The organism is Stanieria cyanosphaera PCC 7437 (assembly GCF_000317575.1).
In the GTDB taxonomy this organism is placed as follows: Bacteria; Cyanobacteriota; Cyanobacteriia; order Cyanobacteriales; family Xenococcaceae; genus Stanieria; species Stanieria cyanosphaera.
On record NC_019748.1, the window covers coordinates 3,672,539 to 3,690,200 of the forward strand.

Annotated in this window: 16 protein-coding genes; 8 read left to right on the forward strand and 8 right to left on the reverse strand. The window is 35.4% G+C overall.

What is annotated here, in order from left to right; all coding sequences use genetic code 11:
* Positions 1 to 110: 110 nt before the first annotated feature.
* The 3 genes from STA7437_RS15925 to STA7437_RS15935 are packed head-to-tail and all read right to left on the reverse strand — an operon-like array spanning position 111 to position 5,729.
* Entirely contained in the window at positions 111 to 2,111 is a 2,001-nt protein-coding gene (locus tag STA7437_RS15925) for a response regulator (protein WP_015194412.1), read from the reverse strand.
* 25 nt (positions 2,112 to 2,136) lie between these two features.
* Positions 2,137 to 5,202 (reverse strand): ABC transporter transmembrane domain-containing protein, encoded by a 3,066-nt coding sequence (locus STA7437_RS15930; RefSeq protein WP_015194413.1) that lies wholly within the window; start codon positions 5,200 to 5,202, stop codon positions 2,137 to 2,139.
* Positions 5,178 to 5,729: a helix-turn-helix domain-containing protein gene (locus STA7437_RS15935; protein WP_015194414.1), complete on the reverse strand. Its 552-nt coding sequence runs from the start codon at positions 5,727 to 5,729 to the stop codon at positions 5,178 to 5,180. The genes STA7437_RS15930 and STA7437_RS15935 overlap by 25 nt, the downstream gene beginning before the upstream one ends.
* A gap of 458 nt (positions 5,730 to 6,187) precedes the next feature.
* On the opposite strand from STA7437_RS15935, the gene STA7437_RS15940 reads away from it, so the two are divergent.
* The 4 genes from STA7437_RS15940 (at position 6,188) to STA7437_RS15955 (ending at position 9,813) form a co-directional block, all read left to right on the forward strand.
* A complete protein-coding gene (locus STA7437_RS15940) occupies positions 6,188 to 6,421 on the forward strand; it encodes a hypothetical protein (RefSeq protein ID WP_015194415.1) in 234 nt (77 codons plus the stop codon).
* 248 nt (positions 6,422 to 6,669) lie between these two features.
* Positions 6,670 to 7,851, forward strand: coding sequence for a phosphotransferase (locus STA7437_RS15945; protein ID WP_015194416.1), 1,182 nt, complete (start codon positions 6,670 to 6,672; stop codon positions 7,849 to 7,851).
* 173 nt (positions 7,852 to 8,024) lie between these two features.
* Entirely contained in the window at positions 8,025 to 9,107 is a 1,083-nt protein-coding gene (locus tag STA7437_RS15950; RefSeq protein WP_015194417.1) for a T3SS effector HopA1 family protein, read from the forward strand.
* Positions 9,108 to 9,138: 31 nt separating this feature from the next.
* Positions 9,139 to 9,813, forward strand: a complete 675-nt coding sequence (locus tag STA7437_RS15955) for a DNA-3-methyladenine glycosylase family protein (RefSeq protein ID WP_015194418.1) — start codon at positions 9,139 to 9,141, stop codon at positions 9,811 to 9,813.
* Here STA7437_RS15955 and STA7437_RS15960 read toward each other — a convergent pair.
* A complete protein-coding gene (locus STA7437_RS15960; RefSeq protein WP_015194419.1) occupies positions 9,790 to 10,143 on the reverse strand; it encodes a hypothetical protein in 354 nt (117 codons plus the stop codon). The genes STA7437_RS15955 and STA7437_RS15960 overlap by 24 nt on opposite strands.
* Before the next feature lie 88 nt (positions 10,144 to 10,231).
* Between STA7437_RS15960 and STA7437_RS15965 the strand changes: the two genes are divergently transcribed.
* Positions 10,232 to 10,513, forward strand: coding sequence for a DUF6439 family protein (locus tag STA7437_RS15965; protein WP_015194420.1), 282 nt, complete (start codon positions 10,232 to 10,234; stop codon positions 10,511 to 10,513).
* Positions 10,514 to 11,025: 512 nt separating this feature from the next.
* Positions 11,026 to 11,271, forward strand: coding sequence for a hypothetical protein (locus STA7437_RS15970; RefSeq protein WP_015194421.1), 246 nt, complete (start codon positions 11,026 to 11,028; stop codon positions 11,269 to 11,271).
* Positions 11,272 to 11,387: 116 nt separating this feature from the next.
* Here the strand turns inward: STA7437_RS15970 and ilvC are convergent, their stop codons facing one another.
* Positions 11,388 to 12,383 carry a ketol-acid reductoisomerase gene (gene ilvC, locus STA7437_RS15975; protein ID WP_015194422.1) on the reverse strand — a complete coding sequence of 332 codons (996 nt, stop codon included), beginning with the start codon at positions 12,381 to 12,383 and terminating at the stop codon, positions 11,388 to 11,390.
* Positions 12,384 to 12,764: 381 nt separating this feature from the next.
* The gene (locus STA7437_RS15980) at positions 12,765 to 13,163 is read right to left on the reverse strand and encodes a phage holin family protein (protein WP_015194423.1); all 399 of its coding nucleotides are present in this window, start codon (positions 13,161 to 13,163) and stop codon (positions 12,765 to 12,767) included.
* A gap of 238 nt (positions 13,164 to 13,401) precedes the next feature.
* Here STA7437_RS15980 and STA7437_RS25555 point away from each other — a divergent pair, with 238 nt between their 5' ends.
* Entirely contained in the window at positions 13,402 to 13,578 is a 177-nt protein-coding gene (locus STA7437_RS25555) for a YqaE/Pmp3 family membrane protein (RefSeq protein WP_015194424.1), read from the forward strand.
* Positions 13,579 to 13,760: 182 nt separating this feature from the next.
* Here STA7437_RS25555 and STA7437_RS15990 read toward each other — a convergent pair whose 3' ends face one another.
* Positions 13,761 to 14,531: a hypothetical protein gene (locus tag STA7437_RS15990; RefSeq protein ID WP_015194425.1), complete on the reverse strand. Its 771-nt coding sequence runs from the start codon at positions 14,529 to 14,531 to the stop codon at positions 13,761 to 13,763.
* 363 nt (positions 14,532 to 14,894) lie between these two features.
* Between STA7437_RS15990 and STA7437_RS15995 the strand changes: the two genes are divergently transcribed.
* Entirely contained in the window at positions 14,895 to 15,818 is a 924-nt protein-coding gene (locus STA7437_RS15995; RefSeq protein WP_015194426.1) for an SDR family NAD(P)-dependent oxidoreductase, read from the forward strand.
* A 275-nt stretch (positions 15,819 to 16,093) separates the two neighbouring features.
* Here STA7437_RS15995 and guaA read toward each other — a convergent pair whose 3' ends face one another.
* Positions 16,094 to 17,641, reverse strand: coding sequence for a glutamine-hydrolyzing GMP synthase (gene guaA, locus STA7437_RS16000; protein WP_150109079.1), 1,548 nt, complete (start codon positions 17,639 to 17,641; stop codon positions 16,094 to 16,096).
* Positions 17,642 to 17,662 lie beyond the last annotated feature (21 nt).

Genomic DNA, 17,662 nt, shown 5'->3' on the forward strand with positions numbered 1-17,662 from the left:
TACCAAAGATTAAGTAAAAAGTAAAAAGTAGCAATTAACAATCAACAATCAACTATCAACCATTAACAAAAATCAGGATCATGACTTTCTCTGATCAAAAGCAAGCAAAGTTACATTTGTAAACCAGTTTGTCTTAAACGTTTAAACGGATCGAGAATTAGATCGATTACACGGCGTTGACGAATAATTATTTCTGCTGTTGCTGTTTGACCTGGTGTTAACTGAATAAGCCTGTCTCCAGTTGAAATTAAGGTGCGTTCAAGCTCGATTTCTAGTTCAAAAAATTCGGTTTGAGTTGATGCCTGTTCGGGTTGGTTTTGTCCCAATCTAGAATCTGGAGAAATCCAAATCAGACGACCTGGTATGACCCCATAATCTTGAAACGGATAGGCATCAAACTTGAGATTAACAGGTAATCCGACTTTAAGAAAACCACTTTCAGAACTATCTATTTTCGCTCTGATGATTAAAGGTACGCCTTTAGGAGCAAGCTGTGCAAGCATTTGACCAGGTTGTACTACTGCTCCAGCTTTTTGAATTGGCAATTGAAAAATAGTACCTTCTATAGGCGCGTAAATAACTCTCTGATTTAATTGATATTCTAACGAATCAATTAAGCTGTGGGTTTGAGCTATCTCTGTTTTTACATTACTAATTTGTGCGTCAAAATTGTCAATTTCTTTTTGAGTATTGAGTAAAGCTATGTTATTAGCATGAACCAAAGTTTGATAGCTTTTTTCTTGTTCTTCGGCACGCAGTTTGGTTTGTTTAATTTCGGCTAAGGTTTGTTGAATTAGTTTCTCATAGCCACTTTCTTGTTCGTTGAGACGAGATTGAGCTTGAGCTATTTCTGATAATGCTTGCCTCATGTTTTCTTGGCTTTCTTGGAGTTGTTGTTCGGCTTCCAAAAAACGATCTTGAGAGATTGCGCCATCTTCGTAAGCTTGACGATAACGAGGCATTTTTTCTCTAGCACTGTCGCGACGAATTTGAGCTAGTTTATAAGCAGCTTGACTAGCTGTGATCGCTTCTTGTGCCTGTTCCACTTGGGCTTTTTTTTCTGCTAGCTGAGAATTATAGCTCGCTTGCAAAGAGTTTAAATTTTGTTGTGCTTGTTCGATTTGGGACTGTTTTTCTGATTGTTGTGCCTGATTTTGTTGTTGTTGGGTTTGCAGTACCAATTTCTGTTGATTTTTTAACAAGATTAATTGATTAAGTTGATGTTGTTGTCCTTCTAATTTACGTTGTTGCTGAAATAAGTCTGCATTGACCAAATCAGATTCTAATTTAATTAAACTTTGTCCTTTACTTATCTGTTGACCTTCTTTGATATTGATATTAACGACTGTTCCACTAACAGGTGCATCTAATCTGACCGTTTTGCCTTTTGGTTCTAATTTTCCTCTGGCACTGGCAATGACATCAACTTGAGATAACATTGCCCAAGGTAAGATTACAGCAGCAAAAATTGTCATTAAATAGATTATTGCTCTACTCCAAACTGCTGGTAAACTATCAAGTTTTTGTTGCGTAGTTGCTGTCCAATAGGGATCAATTTTAGATGGTTGTTCTGATGCATCTTGAGCTAAAACCGAGTTGGAAGCTAGTTTAGACTCAGAAACAATCCGCTCAGATTCTAATTTTTCATAAAGTCCAGGACCAAGTTGTAGATATCCTTTGTGAATAAATCTTACTGCATAAACAAGTTCATCACGAGGAGTATTTTTGAGGAGATAGCCTTTTGCTCCTGCTTTGAGAGCTTGTTGAATGTATTCTGTTTGATCGTAACTACTCAACACCAATACTTTAGTTTGGGTAAAATGCTCATGAATCATCCCAGTCATTGCTAATCCATTTAAACCAGGCATTTCGATATCAATAATGGCAATGTCGGGAGATAATGCTTCTATTTGTTTTAAGGCTGACTGACTATTTTTACTACTGCCAATAACTTGTAAATCTGGTTCAGATGATAAAAAATGATCAAGCATTTGCAGGATAGAATTCTGGTCGTCTACCAAAAAGATGCGAATTTTATTCTGATTATTTTCTTGTTTAATTAACCATTGGGAGCTATCTGAGTCAGATAAAGAAGTTTTAGCATTATTCATATTTAAAAAATTTTGTTTAATTTAATTAAACTGCGATCGCGAGTTGTTGTTGATTGAGGTAGTAGTATTGACCTTTTTGCTTCATTAATTCTTCGTGAGTACCGCTTTCAATCAGAATGCCTCGGTCGAGTACCAAGATCAGATCAGCATTGCGGACTGTAGAAAGACGATGAGCAATAATTAAAGTGGTTTGGTGTTTTAAAATCGTATTAAAGTTAATTTGAATAATTCGTTCTGATTCAGCATCCAAGTTACTAGTGGCTTCATCTAAAATTAACAAGTGAGGTTTTCCCAGTAAAGCACGAGCGATCGCTAAACGCTGTCGTTGTCCTCCAGAAAGTAAACCACCTGATTCACCAATGGGTGTTTCGTATTGCAGTGGTAATTGGCGAATAAACTCTTCTGCACCTGCTAATTTTGCTGCTAGTTGAATTTCTGCGGTGGTAGCTTCAGGATGAGCAACGGTTAGATTGTCGCGAATTGTTCCGCCAAATAAAAAGGTATTTTGATCAACTACTCCTACCTGTTGACGTAAAGTTCTTAAAGAGATAGTTGCTAAGTCGCAACCATCAATCAAAATTTTGCCTTCGGTTGGCTGATACAAACTTAATAATAATTTGGCTAAGGTAGTTTTGCCCGAACCGCTACGACCAACAAGAGCAACTGTTTGACCAGGCTGAATCTCAAAACTAATATTTTCTAGAGTATTCTTGTCGCTTTCTGAATTGTAGCGAAAAGTCACGTTCTCAAACTTAATTTGACCGCGAATTGGTGGTAAAGGAGAACGAGCTAAGGCGGTTAAATCTTCTTCTGGTGGTGTGTTGATCACATCATTGAGACGTTCTACTGCGATAATGACTTCTTGAAAATCATTCCACAAATCAATCAATCTCTCAAAAGGACTAATCACGTTACCGACTAGCATATTAAAGGCAATTAGTTGCCCAATAGTTAATCGATTTTGAATTACCAACCACACACCAAAAATGAGTAAGGTACGATTGACTAGCATTTCTATTGTTGAGGTTGACAATCTCAATCTTTCTCGAATTAACTGTCCAGAAAAATTTAAATTAATTGATTGATTAAATAACTCTTCCCAACGCCAGCCGACAGTCCGCTCTAACCCCATTGATTTGATCGTATTGATTCCATTGAGGGCTTCAATTAAATAACTACTTTCTTTGGTTTTGGCAGTAAAAATTTCACGGGAAATTTTGCGGAGGAATGGTGTAGCAATGACTGCTACTAACACATACACAGGAATAATAATTAAGGTCAGTAAAGACATTTGCCAGCTATACCAAAACATCAACCCAAGATAAACAAACACAGTAATCAGATCGAGTACGGTGGTAATGGCATCACTGGTTAAAAAGCGTCTGACTTTACGATTTTCTTCAATTCGAGAAGTAATATCGCCCACGTAGCGGGTTTCAAAATAATTTAAAGGTAGGCGAAAAGTATAACTAATAAACCCAACAATCAATGCCAGATCGATTTTATTGGCTGTGTGGTAGAGTAGATACCTCCGCAAACTAGACATAACTACCCGAAAGCAACTAAACAAAAGCAGTCCTATACCTATGGCTATTAGAGTACTAGTACTGCGCTGTACAACCACACGGTCTAACAATAACTGAGTAAAAATCGGGGTAAATAGTCCAAATATTTGGATCATCATTGAAGCTATAAATACTTCTAATAAAATGACCCAATGGGGTTTAATCAGTTCAACAAATTTCCATAGATCTTGTTTGGCTTCGGGAGCAGTTTCTAATAAAGAGGTGGGTTCAAGTAACAGAGTATAACCAGTCCAACCAGCTAAAAATTCTTGATAAGTAAGACTGCGTTGACCAAGGGCAGGATCGGCAACGATCGCATATTTTTTGCTAATCTGATAGACAACAATGTAATGATTACCTTCCCAATGAGCGATCGCTGGTAATTGTAGTTGCGACAAACCTAGTAAATCTGCTTTAATCGGTCTAGTTTTAAAGCCTAAACTTTCTGCTGCTGAGATTAAACCTTTAATAGACGCTCCACTACGATCAACATTAGCCAAAACCCGCAAGTGATTAATACTAAAGTTTTTACCCCAATAGCGACCAATCATGGTTAGACAAGCTACACCACAATCACTAGCACTTTGTTGTTTTATAAAAGGATAACGCTGAGTAGTTTTTTGCCACCAATGCAGCAGTTTGATTTTCGGGCTAGGAAAATAAAGATGGGAAAATTGATCAACCTGCTTGGGACTTGAGGGATTGGCTGTAACTGCTGGAGAGTTAATCGATAATCTTTTAATTGTGGTTGATAAAGGTTCGTCTTTAGGGAGCTTCTCCAGAACATTCAAACCCTGTAAGGAGTTTAGTTGCAAGTTAAGCTCAGCAGCATTAAAACTTGATATATTGGTAGAGCCAGTGAACAAATCGGTTGTTTGACTTATTTGCCAAGTACCGTCACTAGGTAAATCCTGAACAAAATAGATTTTTCCTGGAACTAATTTTTGACCAGATGAATGTTTGATTGCTCCGCTACGCAATAACCAAAGTTGACTATTGTTTACAAGAGCAGGATTGAATTGACCAGCTTGGAGACGATGCCATTGTAATTGAGGTAAAATTTGATGCAAATACTGATCAATAGCAAAATCCTGATTTTCAGTTGATTGATAAACCAAAAGTAAATCTTGTCTTAAAGCTTTTTGATACCAACGCTCCTTCAAAGCTGGATATTTTGTCAGAATAGTTTTGATTAATTGTTCGTTTAGGTAAGCAAGTCGAACGTTAAGGGAAGCTCTTGCAGAACAAGGTTGCCAATTTTCCTGAGCAAATATACTACTTTCCCCAAGAGTCGAATTGGAGAATAAGGAAAAAACTTGATTGGCTGCTGAATCTAAAACTCGGATTTTTCCTGCCAGAATGACAAAAATTCCTACTGATGTATCAGTAGAGTGCCAAAAAAGCTGACCAGGCTGAGGTTCAACAATTTCAATTTGCTGGAGATATTCAATTAAATCTGTTTTAGCGATCTCTTTGCCTAAACTTTGTTGAAGTTGTTGGATTAAATCTTGTTCTGAAACCACCATAATGATTCGTCTGACTGGGGGGAAGTAGGGGGATGGAGGTCGTCAATGGTAATTTTTGGGTTATTTTGGTTTAGTTTGACCTCAGATTGACAACCACGGGTAGAAAGTCCCATTTGTTGTAGTAAACGATTAATATGGCGATCGCTAATATCAATCTCAAATTCTTGTGCTAACTGTTTTCTTAGCCATCGAGCAGTCCAACGATCAAAAGAATAACCATAATCTTTAGGACTATGACTAACAAGCTCTTTTAATCGATTTATATACTGGTCATTAACTCGTTTTGGTCTACCAAGAGGATGAGTAGACCAGCTTTTTGCTCCATCTGTTTGAGCTATACTCATCCAATAACGTGCTGTTTCCTGAGAACAACCCAAGGCAGCACAAATTTCTGCTTGGGACTGACCAAGATTAGTTCGTAAAATAATTTCCAAACGACGACGATATTCTGGACGCAATTGTGTAGGTAAATCATTTGGTAGAAATTTCGTTAATAAAGCTACCAAATATTTAGTTTGCTCTTCCATTGATATTTATCTTTGTTTAGTTTTGTTAGTTTTTTATGTTGTTTTTTATGAAGACATAAATCAAGAACTTATGTCTGGATCAGATAAAAATTGTGAGTTTAAGATAGTTTAATTATGTTTACTTACGTAGAGTTTACGCAAAAAAAGGTTATTAATTTCTTAAGATTTGATTAATAAAGGTTTATTTTAAGTGTTTTGGCTGATTAATTAAGTATTTAATCTGATTAAGGTTAAGAAAATTAAACTAATAGCTTTTGTTAAGTGAGACATAAACCGCACAAATCAGACAATTTTTGTCCAAAAAAGCTTTGATGAAGCGTTGACTTTAAAAAATATTACTTTTAATACTTAAGTATATCTAAAGAGCGAAAGCTATCAAAAACTACATAAGTAGCATGATTAGATAGCGATCGCTTTCTGACCAAATAACATTCTCACTAAGGAGAACTAAACTAATTATGGCAAATATCCAGATATCTGAATTAAGTCCTCTCGGTACTGCTTTGTTTGCAGATAATGAAAGTTTAATGGGTTCTATCCGCGATCTTACTGAAGATGAACTCAAAATTACTGGTGGTAGTGGAAAAGGCAGCGGTAGTAAGAAGAGCGGTAGCAAGAAGAGCAAGAGTAAAAAGAGCAAGAGTAAAAAGAGCAAAAAGAGTGGTAGCTGTGGTTGTGGTTACGGCTGCTAATTTACTTTATAGCTCATTAACTCAATACTCATCGAAGCAATTAGTTGCGTTTGTTTGAGTAATTTCAATAACAAGAAGGGTTCTAACTTAAATTGTTAACCCTTCTGCAATCAAAACCATTTCTCCTCAACGAAAAATAAATCTAGCATTGAGGTAAATTTATTAATAATTAATCAGTAGTATTAACTATTAACAATTAACAAAAAAAACAAATATTTACTGTATCTCATTAAAATGAAAGACGCTATATGGCTTTTTTATTAAGTACAGAAAATGTAGTTAATTATTTGCAGGATCAACAACTTTGTCATCCTAATGAACAATTGTTAAAACCAATTGCAGCCAAAGAATATAAAAACTTTAATTTAGTAGTTAGTTTTAATAACAATCGCCATTTTTTAATCAAACAAGAACGTTTTGATAGTCAAGAAAAAACGAACGGCGATCTTCATAATGAATGGCTAATTAATCAATTTTTCAATCAATTCGATCAATTAAGCTCTTTGCGATCGCTTGCTTCTGAAGTAATTTCTTTTGATTCTAGTAGTTCTATTTTAGTCCTTAGTTATCTTCCCGATCATCTAACCCTTTCAGAAATTTATACAGCAAGACAAGATTTTCCGTCCCAGTTAGCTGCTAGTGTAGGTTATGCCTTAGCACAAGTTCATCGTTTGACTTGGCAACAAGAAGAATATCAAAACTATCTCAAACACAATTCTCAAGACAACTCAGTGGACAAAAAGCCTAATTTTTTACGTGGATTAGAAAGAATTGGTCCAGGAGTTTTTGCTCAAATCTGTACTGATGCGATCGAGTTTTTTAAATTATATCAACGTTATCCTAGTCTGCATCAAGCGGTAGTCAAATTATACGAAAATTTTCAGCTTAGTTGTTTAACTCATAATGACCTAAGACTGAGTAATATACTGGTTGATTCTCAATGGGAAAAACAGCTAAAACAGAACAAATCAAATACCTCTTCTTTGATCAAACTAATTGATTGGGAATTTTTTCACTGGGGAGATCCTGCCTTTGATCTTGGTATTTTAATAGCCCAATATTTACAACGATGGTTGAATAGTTTATATATCAATAATGCCCTTGACCTGGAAACTTCTCTACGTTTGGCTACTACTCCCCTAGAAAAATTGCAACCGAGCATAGCTGCAATTATGATTACTTATATACAAAACTTTCCCAAAATTTTAAAATACTATCCTCAATTTATTCTCAAAACAATTCAATTTGCTGGACTAGCTTTAATCAAAGAAACTCAAAACAGTATTGAATATCACGAGCCTTTTGATAATCGAGCTATTGCGACTCTCCAGGTTGCCAAAAGCTTGTTGTGTTATCCTAATCAGGCTTTATCAGTAATTACGGGAAAAACTGAATCAGATTTATTAGCTACTCAATCTGTTGCTGCTTAAAAGACTGTTTGTTATTTGTCACTTGTTTGTATTGCCAGCTAAATAGGTTAAGGACTTACATCAAGTATGGATAAGAGCGTTGAAATTAAATAATTATTATTTATTAACTAGTATTCAACCAAACTTGAGCTTAAGTCTTATGAATTGAAAAAAAATTCTCTATCTATTGACCAATGACCAACTCTACTACGAATTTATTAAATCAACCATCCGAACAATTTCTGCAAACAGATTTAGTGAAGATTTTAGACAAAATTGCTGGTGAAATTGAAATTAAGTCCGATTTTAGTATTAGTCAACCTCAATTAGGTGATTTTTTCCTCAAAGACAAAATTGATGTGCAATTTCAACAATTATCTCCAGCAGTTCAGCAACAGTATCTTTGTGTTAGGCTACAAACTCTACTACATGAGCTTTATTATCGTCAATCTCAAGTAGAAACTCTACAACCAGAAAAACTTGAAAATCAACCAATTAAATGGACAAAAAGCAAGTTTTATCAACAGTTACACGCTCATAATTTTGGTCAAGGTTATTTCGATCCTGGTTGGTTAGTTATTGATGAAGAACAAAACGAACTTTTACCCGTACGAAAAAACGATTTAACCTTACATATTAGTCCTGTTCGTCATCTCCAACCTCAAGACAGACAGGCAAAAGTTGGTGACTTAGTTGCAGTGAAAATGCCTGCTAATTTGGTAGAACCAGAATTTTATATTGCAGTCGGAGATGGAGGAGCGATTAATGAGCAGAATAGCGATCGCTTTATAGTTAATATCTATTTTCATCTTACTGCTCAAGGGGCAGTACCAATGATGAGTAGTATTACTAAAAAATTGAATCAACTTAAAATTCCGTTTAATTTTAAAGTTTTGTATGATTCTGACGATTATCCACGAGAAGATGCAGCTATTCTCAGCATCGAACGTCAACAGTACGAAATTGTCCGCTCAATTCTAAAGGATATTTATTCAGCTAATTGCGCTTATTTTCAGCCAGAAATACCTTTATTTACTAAATTACTTGCTCCTGGTTTGAGTTTAGCTGAAGAACCAACCGCTAAAACTTCTGCGATGGAAAATTTTGGCTTACATCGTTTTAAACCTATTGCTAAAGGTTTAATTACTGCCTGGCAACAAGGAGATAATTTGCCTCAACAAAAAATTGAGTTAATTCTGGAATATTTTTCTGAGCAACAGATTGATTTAAAATATCCTTATCTCAATGCTAATTCAGAAGATGTTTATATGTTTTAATAATTAAAATAAGAATAAACTATTCGTTTTCTTGCAATTGGTAAAAATAGCATCTCTTAATTCAAATAATTTTAATTCTGCGTTAAAATATCTAGCTCAAAGCGATCTCGATTTAGCTCAAATTTTAGAAACTCTTGGCAATCCACCAAGGTGGCAACGAGAACCTGGTTTTCCTACCTTGTTGCAAATCATTTTAGAACAACAAGTATCTTTAGCTGCTGCTAAGGCTGTTTATCAAAGATTATGTAATCTTGTTCAACCTTTAACTCCAGAAAACTTTCTGAGCTTAGATGAAATTCAACTAAAAACTATTGGTTTTAGTCGTCAAAAAATTAGTTATGGTCGTGCTTTATCTGAAGCAATTATTAATCAACAAATAAATCTTGATTGGTTAGCAGACCAAGAAGAAACTATTATTAGAACTCAATTAAAACAAATTAAAGGAATTGGCGATTGGACAATCGATAATTATTTATTAATGGCTTTACAACACTGGGATGTTTTTCCTAAAGGAGATTTAGCTGTTGCGATCGCTGTACAAAAAATTAAAAATCTTCCTACTCGTCCGACACCGATACAATTAGAATTAATCGCTGAAGCTTGGCGACCTTGGCGTGCTATAGCTACTCAAATTTTGTGGCATTATTATCTAAATTCCAAATCAACTAAATTATTGCATCTTTCACCTCGCCCAAGTCTTCAATAACCAACCAATGACAATCCCTAAACCAACAAACCGAACTACTTGCCAAAAAGGACTGAAATTAATTAACAGACGACTTTCTAAATTGAACTGAACTTCAGCTAATTTTTGTTGAAGATGTTTTAATTCTGTTTTGATCGGTTCTTTGGCAAGATTATTTTTTTGTAGTTGCTTCAACTGCTGTTGTTGTTGCAACAATTGAGAATAGGTTTGCCAGTCTTGTTTAACCTGAGTGTAACGTTCTTGTAGTTCATCTAGCGATCGCTCTACTTCAACTAAAACTTGTGCGATCTGCTCATCATCTTTAATCTGACTAGAATTGTTGGGAGACATCTTAAAATATAGTGAGGGGCTGTCTCTGGCGTTGCACGGCAGAGTGTCTACACCCCGTCAAACCAAAAGACCTCTACGATATTAACTCATGTCTGAAATAACTCCACTATCCAAAACTGAACTTCTCAAAGAAATAGATACAGTAGAATTAGCCCAGGTTTTAGCTGAACGTCTTGCGATCGCACCCCAGGATTGGCATCGTCTCAAAGCTAATCGTCAAGCGCAAGCTGGACAACAATTAGGTGCTGCTTTAGTTTTTCTCCTAAAAAATCAGCCTCAAGAAGCATTACTCCGTCTTCATCAAGCTACAGGCTGGCTAGATCGTTCTATTTCTGCACCTCCTTGTCCTACTCACGGTGAGAAGAAGTAAGATCAAATTGCTAAATTTATGCTAAGAATAAATAAATTTATGTAGCAAACAAAAAACAAATTGATCTAAAAAGCATAAATTGAAATTTTTGAGTTAATGCTACATAACTCTACCTGTTTGGCTTTAAACAAACTTAATATAAATATTAGGTAGTTCAGTGTAATTACTCAATTGCTTCTCTTCAGTTAGATTCTACACTTACAAGCAATTTAATTTTATTAACGGCAAAAAAATCTTAACCGATGCCGTTTTTTATTAGTAATTAACGCAAAAAAAAACTGCCCATTTTCTCCTTAAATATCGTAAGAATACTGAAGTTGTATAAAAGTATTTTGATTAAACTGATAATTAATAACCCCAAAGATTTATTACTTTTTTATATTTAGCCAGCCACATTAGTTAGCATTACCCTCCTGAATTGATGGAGATTAAATACAAGCGTTAACTATTTTAAAGCGATTAGCAAACCGCTTGCTAGATATTTATTGTCTTAAAATCAGGAGAAATTACTTATGTATATTAAATCTTTTTTTAAACTTTGTTTAGTTATGTCTTTAACTTATGTAACTTTAGGAGATGAATTTCTGCCTCAACCTTATAGTAGTAGTAGTCAAAAAGTCCGTAGTGAAATTAATGAATTTTTAATTGGTCTTTTGCCTAACAAAGAGTTTAATACTCTCAAAAATACAACTCAAACTATCCAACAATTTGAACAAGGAGAATTTTCTTCTTTTGAAAGAAGACAAACACTTCAATAAACTCATGCTAAATCATCCAAATAAAACTGTAAGGGCGTAGCAATGCTATGCCCTTACTTTTTAGACTCATTGTTAATTACCAACTAAATAAAAACTCGATATATTTAGGTAATTAATTATTTATTTTTTAACCAACTAAACATTGCTCGTAAATCTTTACCAACTTCCTCAATCGAATGTTCTGCTTCTTGACGACGCATAGCAGTAAAACCAGGTTTACCAGATTGATTTTCCAAAACAAATTCCCGAGCAAATTGACCAGATTGAATTTCTGACAAAATTTTGCGCATCTCTGCTTTAGTCGCGTCAGTTACTACACGAGGGCCACGAGTATAATCTCCATATTCAGCAGTATTAGAAATACTATCGCGCATTTTAGCTAAACCGCCTTCTACCACAAGGTCGACGATTAATTTAACTTCATGAAGACATTCAAAATAAGCAAGTTCGGGTTGATAACCAGCTTCAACTAAGGTTTCAAATCCAGCTTTAATTAAAGCACTCAAACCGCCACAAAGAACCGCTTGTTCCCCAAACAAATCGGTTTCTGTTTCCTCTCTAAAAGTAGTTTCCAAAATACCTGCACGAGTACCACCAATACCTTTAGCATAGGCCATAGCGCGATCGCGTGCTTGTCCAGAAGCGTCTTGATAAACAGCAAATAAACAGGGAACGCCTTGTCCTTGTTCGTAGGTGCGTCTAACTAGATGTCCAGGACCCTTTGGTGCAACCATGACAACATCAACAAATTCTGGAGGAACAACTTGACCAAAATGAATATTGAAACCGTGAGCAAAAGCTAGAATCTTACCTTCGCTGAGATTTGGTTCAATTTCTTTCTTATAGATACTTTTTTGTGCTTCATCTGGGAGCAAAATCATAATTAGGTCTGCTGCTGCTGCTGCATCAGCAACATTTTTCACAGTTAAACCTGCTGCTTCTGCTTTGGCGATGGATTTACTACCAGGGTATAAACCGACAATAACGTTAATTCCGCTATCTTTTAAATTGAGAGCATGAGCGTGTCCTTGAGAACCATAACCAATAATCGCTACAGTTTTACTAGCCAACAAGTCTAAATTGGCATCCTCATCATAGTACATCCGCGCCATAATAATCGATCTCCTATATACAAACCGCGTTTAGGCAAAGCAAAAAGTGCTGCAAACTTATAATTATACTTTTTTGGTTGTAGCTAAAAGATCATTATTTTTGAAATTATTTGCTTGTCAAATAGGTTGCCCCAAACCGTAGAGTTGGCAAAGGGTATTTTCCTCAAACTAAAACTTCTATATTTTACCGCTAAAATTAAGAGAGGTAAGCCAGTTACAGACTGCAATCTCTGCTTGAGTCTTGAATTCTACAGATTAAATCAATGCGAGAAGTTCAAAAGCACTTGAATTAAGACAATCACCATAATAAAAGAAAACATAGTGAAAAACCTGTTTGAAACTCACAATTCCACTATGTTTTTAATAATCTAAATTATTTAACTATTCATTAACAGGCTTGTTTAGTTTTTTAACTTCAGTTCCTGTCAGACTAGGATATCTATCTACAAAATAATTATTTAAAAAGGTATTAACTCCTGACAAAAGAACTGGAGCCAAGATAAAAGCAATTAATCCGTGAACTTGAAAACCTGGTACAAGAATTGAAGCTAACCAAAAACATAAACCATTAACTACGAGAGAAAATCCTCCCAAACTAACGATATTTAGAGGTAAGGATAATAGAGAAAGAACAGGTCTGACTCCAGAATTAACTATTCCAATCGCTACAGCAGCAATTATAGCAGCAGGAAAATTCGCTAAATTTACTCCAGGAAAGATAATATCTACCACTAGCAGACTCAGGGCTGTGGCTAGTAAAGTTAAAAGTGATGATAACATATTGGTTTCTCCTTGATAGTTTACAAATAGCAATATATTTTTTTTATCTGATTATGTTTAGTTTGTATTAATCAATCAAAAATCTCCTCTCTTAAAAGATATATTTTTTCAAAATATTTTTGCTCGATAAATCTAAAATAACAATTAATTATCTAACGCAAGATAGATGAGAAATTTTGTCATTCGTTAAAATATGATTAGTACGTAGGTATAACTAAAAAATTAAGACATAATTACCATGAAAATTCTTCAAATTCTTACTGCTATTTTGCTTCCGCCTTTAGGAGTATATTTAACTATAGGTATTAGTCCAGCTTTAATCATCAACATCTTGCTAACTGTTCTTGGTTGGATTCCAGGAATTATTCATGCACTTTGGATCATTTCCAAACAGTCAGAACAATATAATGTCTAGTTAGATGATTAAATTTTCCTTCCTTTCTCGACAATAATTTTAGATGGTATTGCTCCCAGATTAAGCTAATTCTTACCTGGGAGACTTTATCTATTTAATTTTTAAACAAATTAGGAAATTTTGGTGAGAGATACTGTTAAAAACCAGAAAATTTAATCTAATTCTTTTCACCGTTAACTAATTTATTTTTGTCGAGTATGAAAGATATCAGAAATTGAATGCCACAACTCTTTTAGTAGTGTTTTAATTTGTTGTTCTTTTTGAGAAGCTGCACTACCTGCTTGCCCTAGTTTTTGTTCAAATTCAATTTTTTTCTGGTCTACTTTACCAGTAAAAAGTTCGGGGTCTTCTTTAGCTTTTTCGTACCAAGTTTTAGCTTCATCTAAATAGTGTTTAACTTCTTCATATTGCTCACCATAACGACTAGCCAAATTAGCTTGAACAATAGCTAACTGTGCTTTTAATTGAGCATATCTTTTTTGTAAGATAGCAACTTCTTCACTATTTCTGACATTTTCTACTGCCGATTCAATCGCAAGTTTTAATTTATCAGATTCAGTTTGTCCTTGGTTTTTTACTTCGACTAAAGCACCATCAATTTCTTGTTGAAGTTGTTCTTGCTCTACTTCAACTTGAGTTTGTAAATTTTGAATTTCAGTTTGAGTTTTAGCAATATTTTCTCGTTTAGAACTGCTAACTGCCTCGATCGCTCCTTCTAAAGATGCAGCAATTTCTTCTTTCAATTCGCCACCTTTTTCTTGAAAAATTTCTTTAACCGCAGCGATCGCATCTTGAAATAAAGTCAGAATTTCACTTCTTCCAGTTTTGAGTTCAGTAGTTGTTTCTGTAATAGCTGTTCTAATAATTTCTTTAATTTTTTCTGTTTTTAATTCTCCTGTTTGTTTAGCTTGTCGTAAGTTAGTAATAATTTTCTCTTTAGTAGATTCACTCATAGTTATTTTTTTCACCAAACTAATATTTTTAACGGCTGATTAAAAACTGATTTAATTTACCGCCATCTTATAGTTAAATTGTAATTTTTTTTTTATTTAAGGAATAAAGTTTGTCAGACGGAAAACCGAACATTAAAATCCTAATAAAAGACAAAATTATTGGTTTTTGCTTAAATTCAACTTTAATAATTGAAGCTATTGCGATTAATGACTGGTAGCAAATGAGGTGAGGTTTTCTGTACTCAATAAATGACCAACGAGTTCAAAGCATAACTTAAAGATTTTTTAATTTTTAAACCAAAAAAGCCTGTAAAACCAATAAAGTACTAAAGAAAATCACTCACACACTACAACCTGATCTTGATGTCAAAAAATAAAGTTTTATTAAAAAAAACTATTTTGATTACTGGTGCTTCAACGGGTATTGGTGCTGCTTTAGCCAAAATGCTAGCCCAAGAATTTGATGATCTTAGTTTAGTATTAGCTGCACGCAATCAAACTCAACTAGAATTAGTAGCTGATCAATGTCGTCAAGCTGGTGCGGAAGTATTAGTAGTCCCAACAGATCTAGCTCAACTAGAACAAGTACAAAATTTAGCTCAACTAGCACTTCAACATTTTGGTAGAGTCGATATTTTAGTCAACAATGCAGGTTATGGGCAAATGGGACCAATAGAATTGATACCCCCAAAAGCAGCCCAAGAACAATTTGCTGTCAATTTCCATGCTCCTTTAGTTCTGGCTCAAACCCTAATTCCAATTATGCGAAAGCAAGGTCAAGGAAGAATTGTTAATATTAGTTCTCTTGGCGGTAGAATACCTTTTCCCACTGCAGGAATGTATAGCTGTTCCAAATTTGCTTTAGAAGCTCTTAGCGATGTCTTAAGAATGGAATTGAAAGCTTTTAATATTAAAGTTACTGTGGTTGAACCTGGTCCTGTGGTGACCGATTTTTTCCGTGTAGCTGGAGAAAAAATCCAAACAAGTATCGTTAATTACAAACAAACTCCCTATGCTCCTGCTTTTGAAAATATCGAAGCTATAGACCAACAATTAGACTTGCTCGGTTGGAGTGCTGCTAAAACCGCCAGAATAATCATCAAAGCAATGACTGCTCGTAACCCTCGTCCTCGTTATGTGGCTGCCACAGGGGGAAATATTCTAGTTTTTATGATGACTAAAATATTCCCCACTTGGGCTAGAGATGATTTTTGGAAACGTTTTTATGGCATTGATAAAGTTGAACGGGAATGGAAAAAACAGTTATCAATTAACAGTAAACAGTAAGCCAGAAAGCAAAAAGGCAAAAGGCAAAAAATAGAGGATTTAATCTTGTTGCCTGTTCCCTATTTCCTCTTAGTGCGCTTTTCAGGTGAATAGACTACAAGGTTAACTAAACTGTTCTGGTGTTCTCTGTTTGCTCAAAGAATCAACGTGGTCTACCCAATTGAAAACTCCTAACTGTATGGGCGGTTCGCGCTTGCGTAGCACTGTCGAAGGCAGCACCGCCCCTACTGGTAACTGGTCACTGGTAACTGGTCACTGGTAACTGGTCACTGTAATTATTCCCATTCAATTGTACCAGGGGGTTTAGAAGTAATATCGTAAACTACTCGATTGACACCTTTGACCTCGTTAACAATCCGATTAGAAATTGTCTCCAGGAGGTCGTAGGGAACTTTTGCCCAATCTGCCGTCATACCATCTTCGCTCTTGATTAAACGGAGAACCACAGGATGAGCATAAGTACGCTTATCTCCCATTACTCCAACACTGCGAATTGGTAACAACACTGCAAAAGCTTGCCAAAAATCATGATACATTCCCTGATTAGCAATTTCATCGCGGACAATATAATCAGCGTCACGAAGAATATTAAGTCTTTCAGAAGTAACTTCCCCAATAATCCGAATTGCTAAACCTGGACCAGGAAAGGGATGACGACGTACAATTTCTTCTGGTAAACCGATTGAACGGGCAACATTGCGAACTTCGTCTTTAAAAAGCTTTCGTAGCGGTTCGATTAATTTAAAACGTAATTTTTCTGGTAGTCCACCGACATTGTGATGGCTTTTAATTTTGACTGCGACTCTTTCTCCTGTTTTAGGATCGACATTAGTATCGGCAGATTCAATCACATCAGGGTAAAGAGTTCCTTGGGCTAAATAGTCAAAAGGTCCTAATCGTCCAGATTCTTCTTCAAATACGTTGATGAATTCATGTCCGATCAAGCGACGTTTTTCTTCAGGATCTGTTACACCGACCATTTTAGCCAAAAAGCGATCGCGAGCATTAACGTATTCTACAGGAATATGAAATTGCCGGTCAAAAATTTCCATCAATCTTTCAGGTTCACCTTTACGCATGAATCCTTGATCGATAAACATACAAGTAAGTTGGTCACCAATCGCGCGATGAAGTAAAAAAGCGAGCGTGGAAGAATCTACTCCACCAGAAAGAGCCAGTAAAACTCTTTTATCGCCTACTTTAGCTCTAATTTCTCTGATCGCATCTTCAACAAAGGCTTCGGTTGTCCAACTAGGTTCACATTGACAAATATGATAGACAAAATTCCGAATTAAAGCGATGCCACCAACAGAATGAACTACTTCAGGATGAAACTGAACGCCAAATAATTTTTTCTCGGGATTTGCGATCGCAGCACAGAGAGTATTGCTAGTATGGGCTAAAGTCGAGAAACCCGTAGGTAACTGGGTACAAGAATCACCGTGACTCATCCACATAGTTGAACCATCTTCAACATTTGTTAGTAAGTCAGTGGGATCATCGATATGAAGAGCAGCTTTACCGTATTCTCCTCGTTTTGCTCTGGTTACTTTTCCTCCCAATTGTTTAACCATTAATTGCATTCCATAACAAACGCCTAAAATCGGAATCCCTAAATTCCAAATTTCTGGATCGCAAGCTGGTGCATAATCATCGTAAACAGAACTAGGTCCTCCAGAAAGAATAATTCCTTTTGGGTTTAGTTGGCGTAATTGTTCGGCACTCGTTCGATAAGAAATTACTTCTGAGTATACCTGTGTTTCACGAATTCTTCGGGCAATTAATTCAGAGTACTGAGAGCCAAAATCAACAATCGCAATCATTTGACGGAGCGTACAAGCCCC

Excerpts from the sequence above, each read along its gene's own strand:
- STA7437_RS25555 (WP_015194424.1), top strand. The coding sequence starts at position 13,402 with ATGAAAATTCTTCAAATTCTTACTGCTATTTTGCTTCCGCCTTTAGGA.
- STA7437_RS15925 (WP_015194412.1), bottom strand. The coding sequence starts at position 2,111 with ATGAATAATGCTAAAACTTCTTTATCTGACTCAGATAGCTCCCAATGG.
- STA7437_RS15995 (WP_015194426.1), top strand. The coding sequence starts at position 14,895 with ATGTCAAAAAATAAAGTTTTATTAAAAAAAACTATTTTGATTACTGGT.
- STA7437_RS15945 (WP_015194416.1), top strand. The coding sequence starts at position 6,670 with ATGGCTTTTTTATTAAGTACAGAAAATGTAGTTAATTATTTGCAGGAT.
- STA7437_RS15970 (WP_015194421.1), top strand. The coding sequence starts at position 11,026 with ATGTATATTAAATCTTTTTTTAAACTTTGTTTAGTTATGTCTTTAACT.
- STA7437_RS15950 (WP_015194417.1), top strand. The coding sequence starts at position 8,025 with ATGACCAACTCTACTACGAATTTATTAAATCAACCATCCGAACAATTT.
- STA7437_RS15940 (WP_015194415.1), top strand. The coding sequence starts at position 6,188 with ATGGCAAATATCCAGATATCTGAATTAAGTCCTCTCGGTACTGCTTTG.
- ilvC (WP_015194422.1), bottom strand. The coding sequence starts at position 12,383 with ATGGCGCGGATGTACTATGATGAGGATGCCAATTTAGACTTGTTGGCT.
- STA7437_RS15990 (WP_015194425.1), bottom strand. The coding sequence starts at position 14,531 with ATGAGTGAATCTACTAAAGAGAAAATTATTACTAACTTACGACAAGCT.
- STA7437_RS15980 (WP_015194423.1), bottom strand. The coding sequence starts at position 13,163 with ATGTTATCATCACTTTTAACTTTACTAGCCACAGCCCTGAGTCTGCTA.
- guaA (WP_150109079.1), bottom strand. The coding sequence starts at position 17,641 with ATGATTGCGATTGTTGATTTTGGCTCTCAGTACTCTGAATTAATTGCC.
- STA7437_RS15935 (WP_015194414.1), bottom strand. The coding sequence starts at position 5,729 with ATGGAAGAGCAAACTAAATATTTGGTAGCTTTATTAACGAAATTTCTA.
- STA7437_RS15960 (WP_015194419.1), bottom strand. The coding sequence starts at position 10,143 with ATGTCTCCCAACAATTCTAGTCAGATTAAAGATGATGAGCAGATCGCA.
- STA7437_RS15930 (WP_015194413.1), bottom strand. The coding sequence starts at position 5,202 with ATGGTGGTTTCAGAACAAGATTTAATCCAACAACTTCAACAAAGTTTA.
- STA7437_RS15965 (WP_015194420.1), top strand. The coding sequence starts at position 10,232 with ATGTCTGAAATAACTCCACTATCCAAAACTGAACTTCTCAAAGAAATA.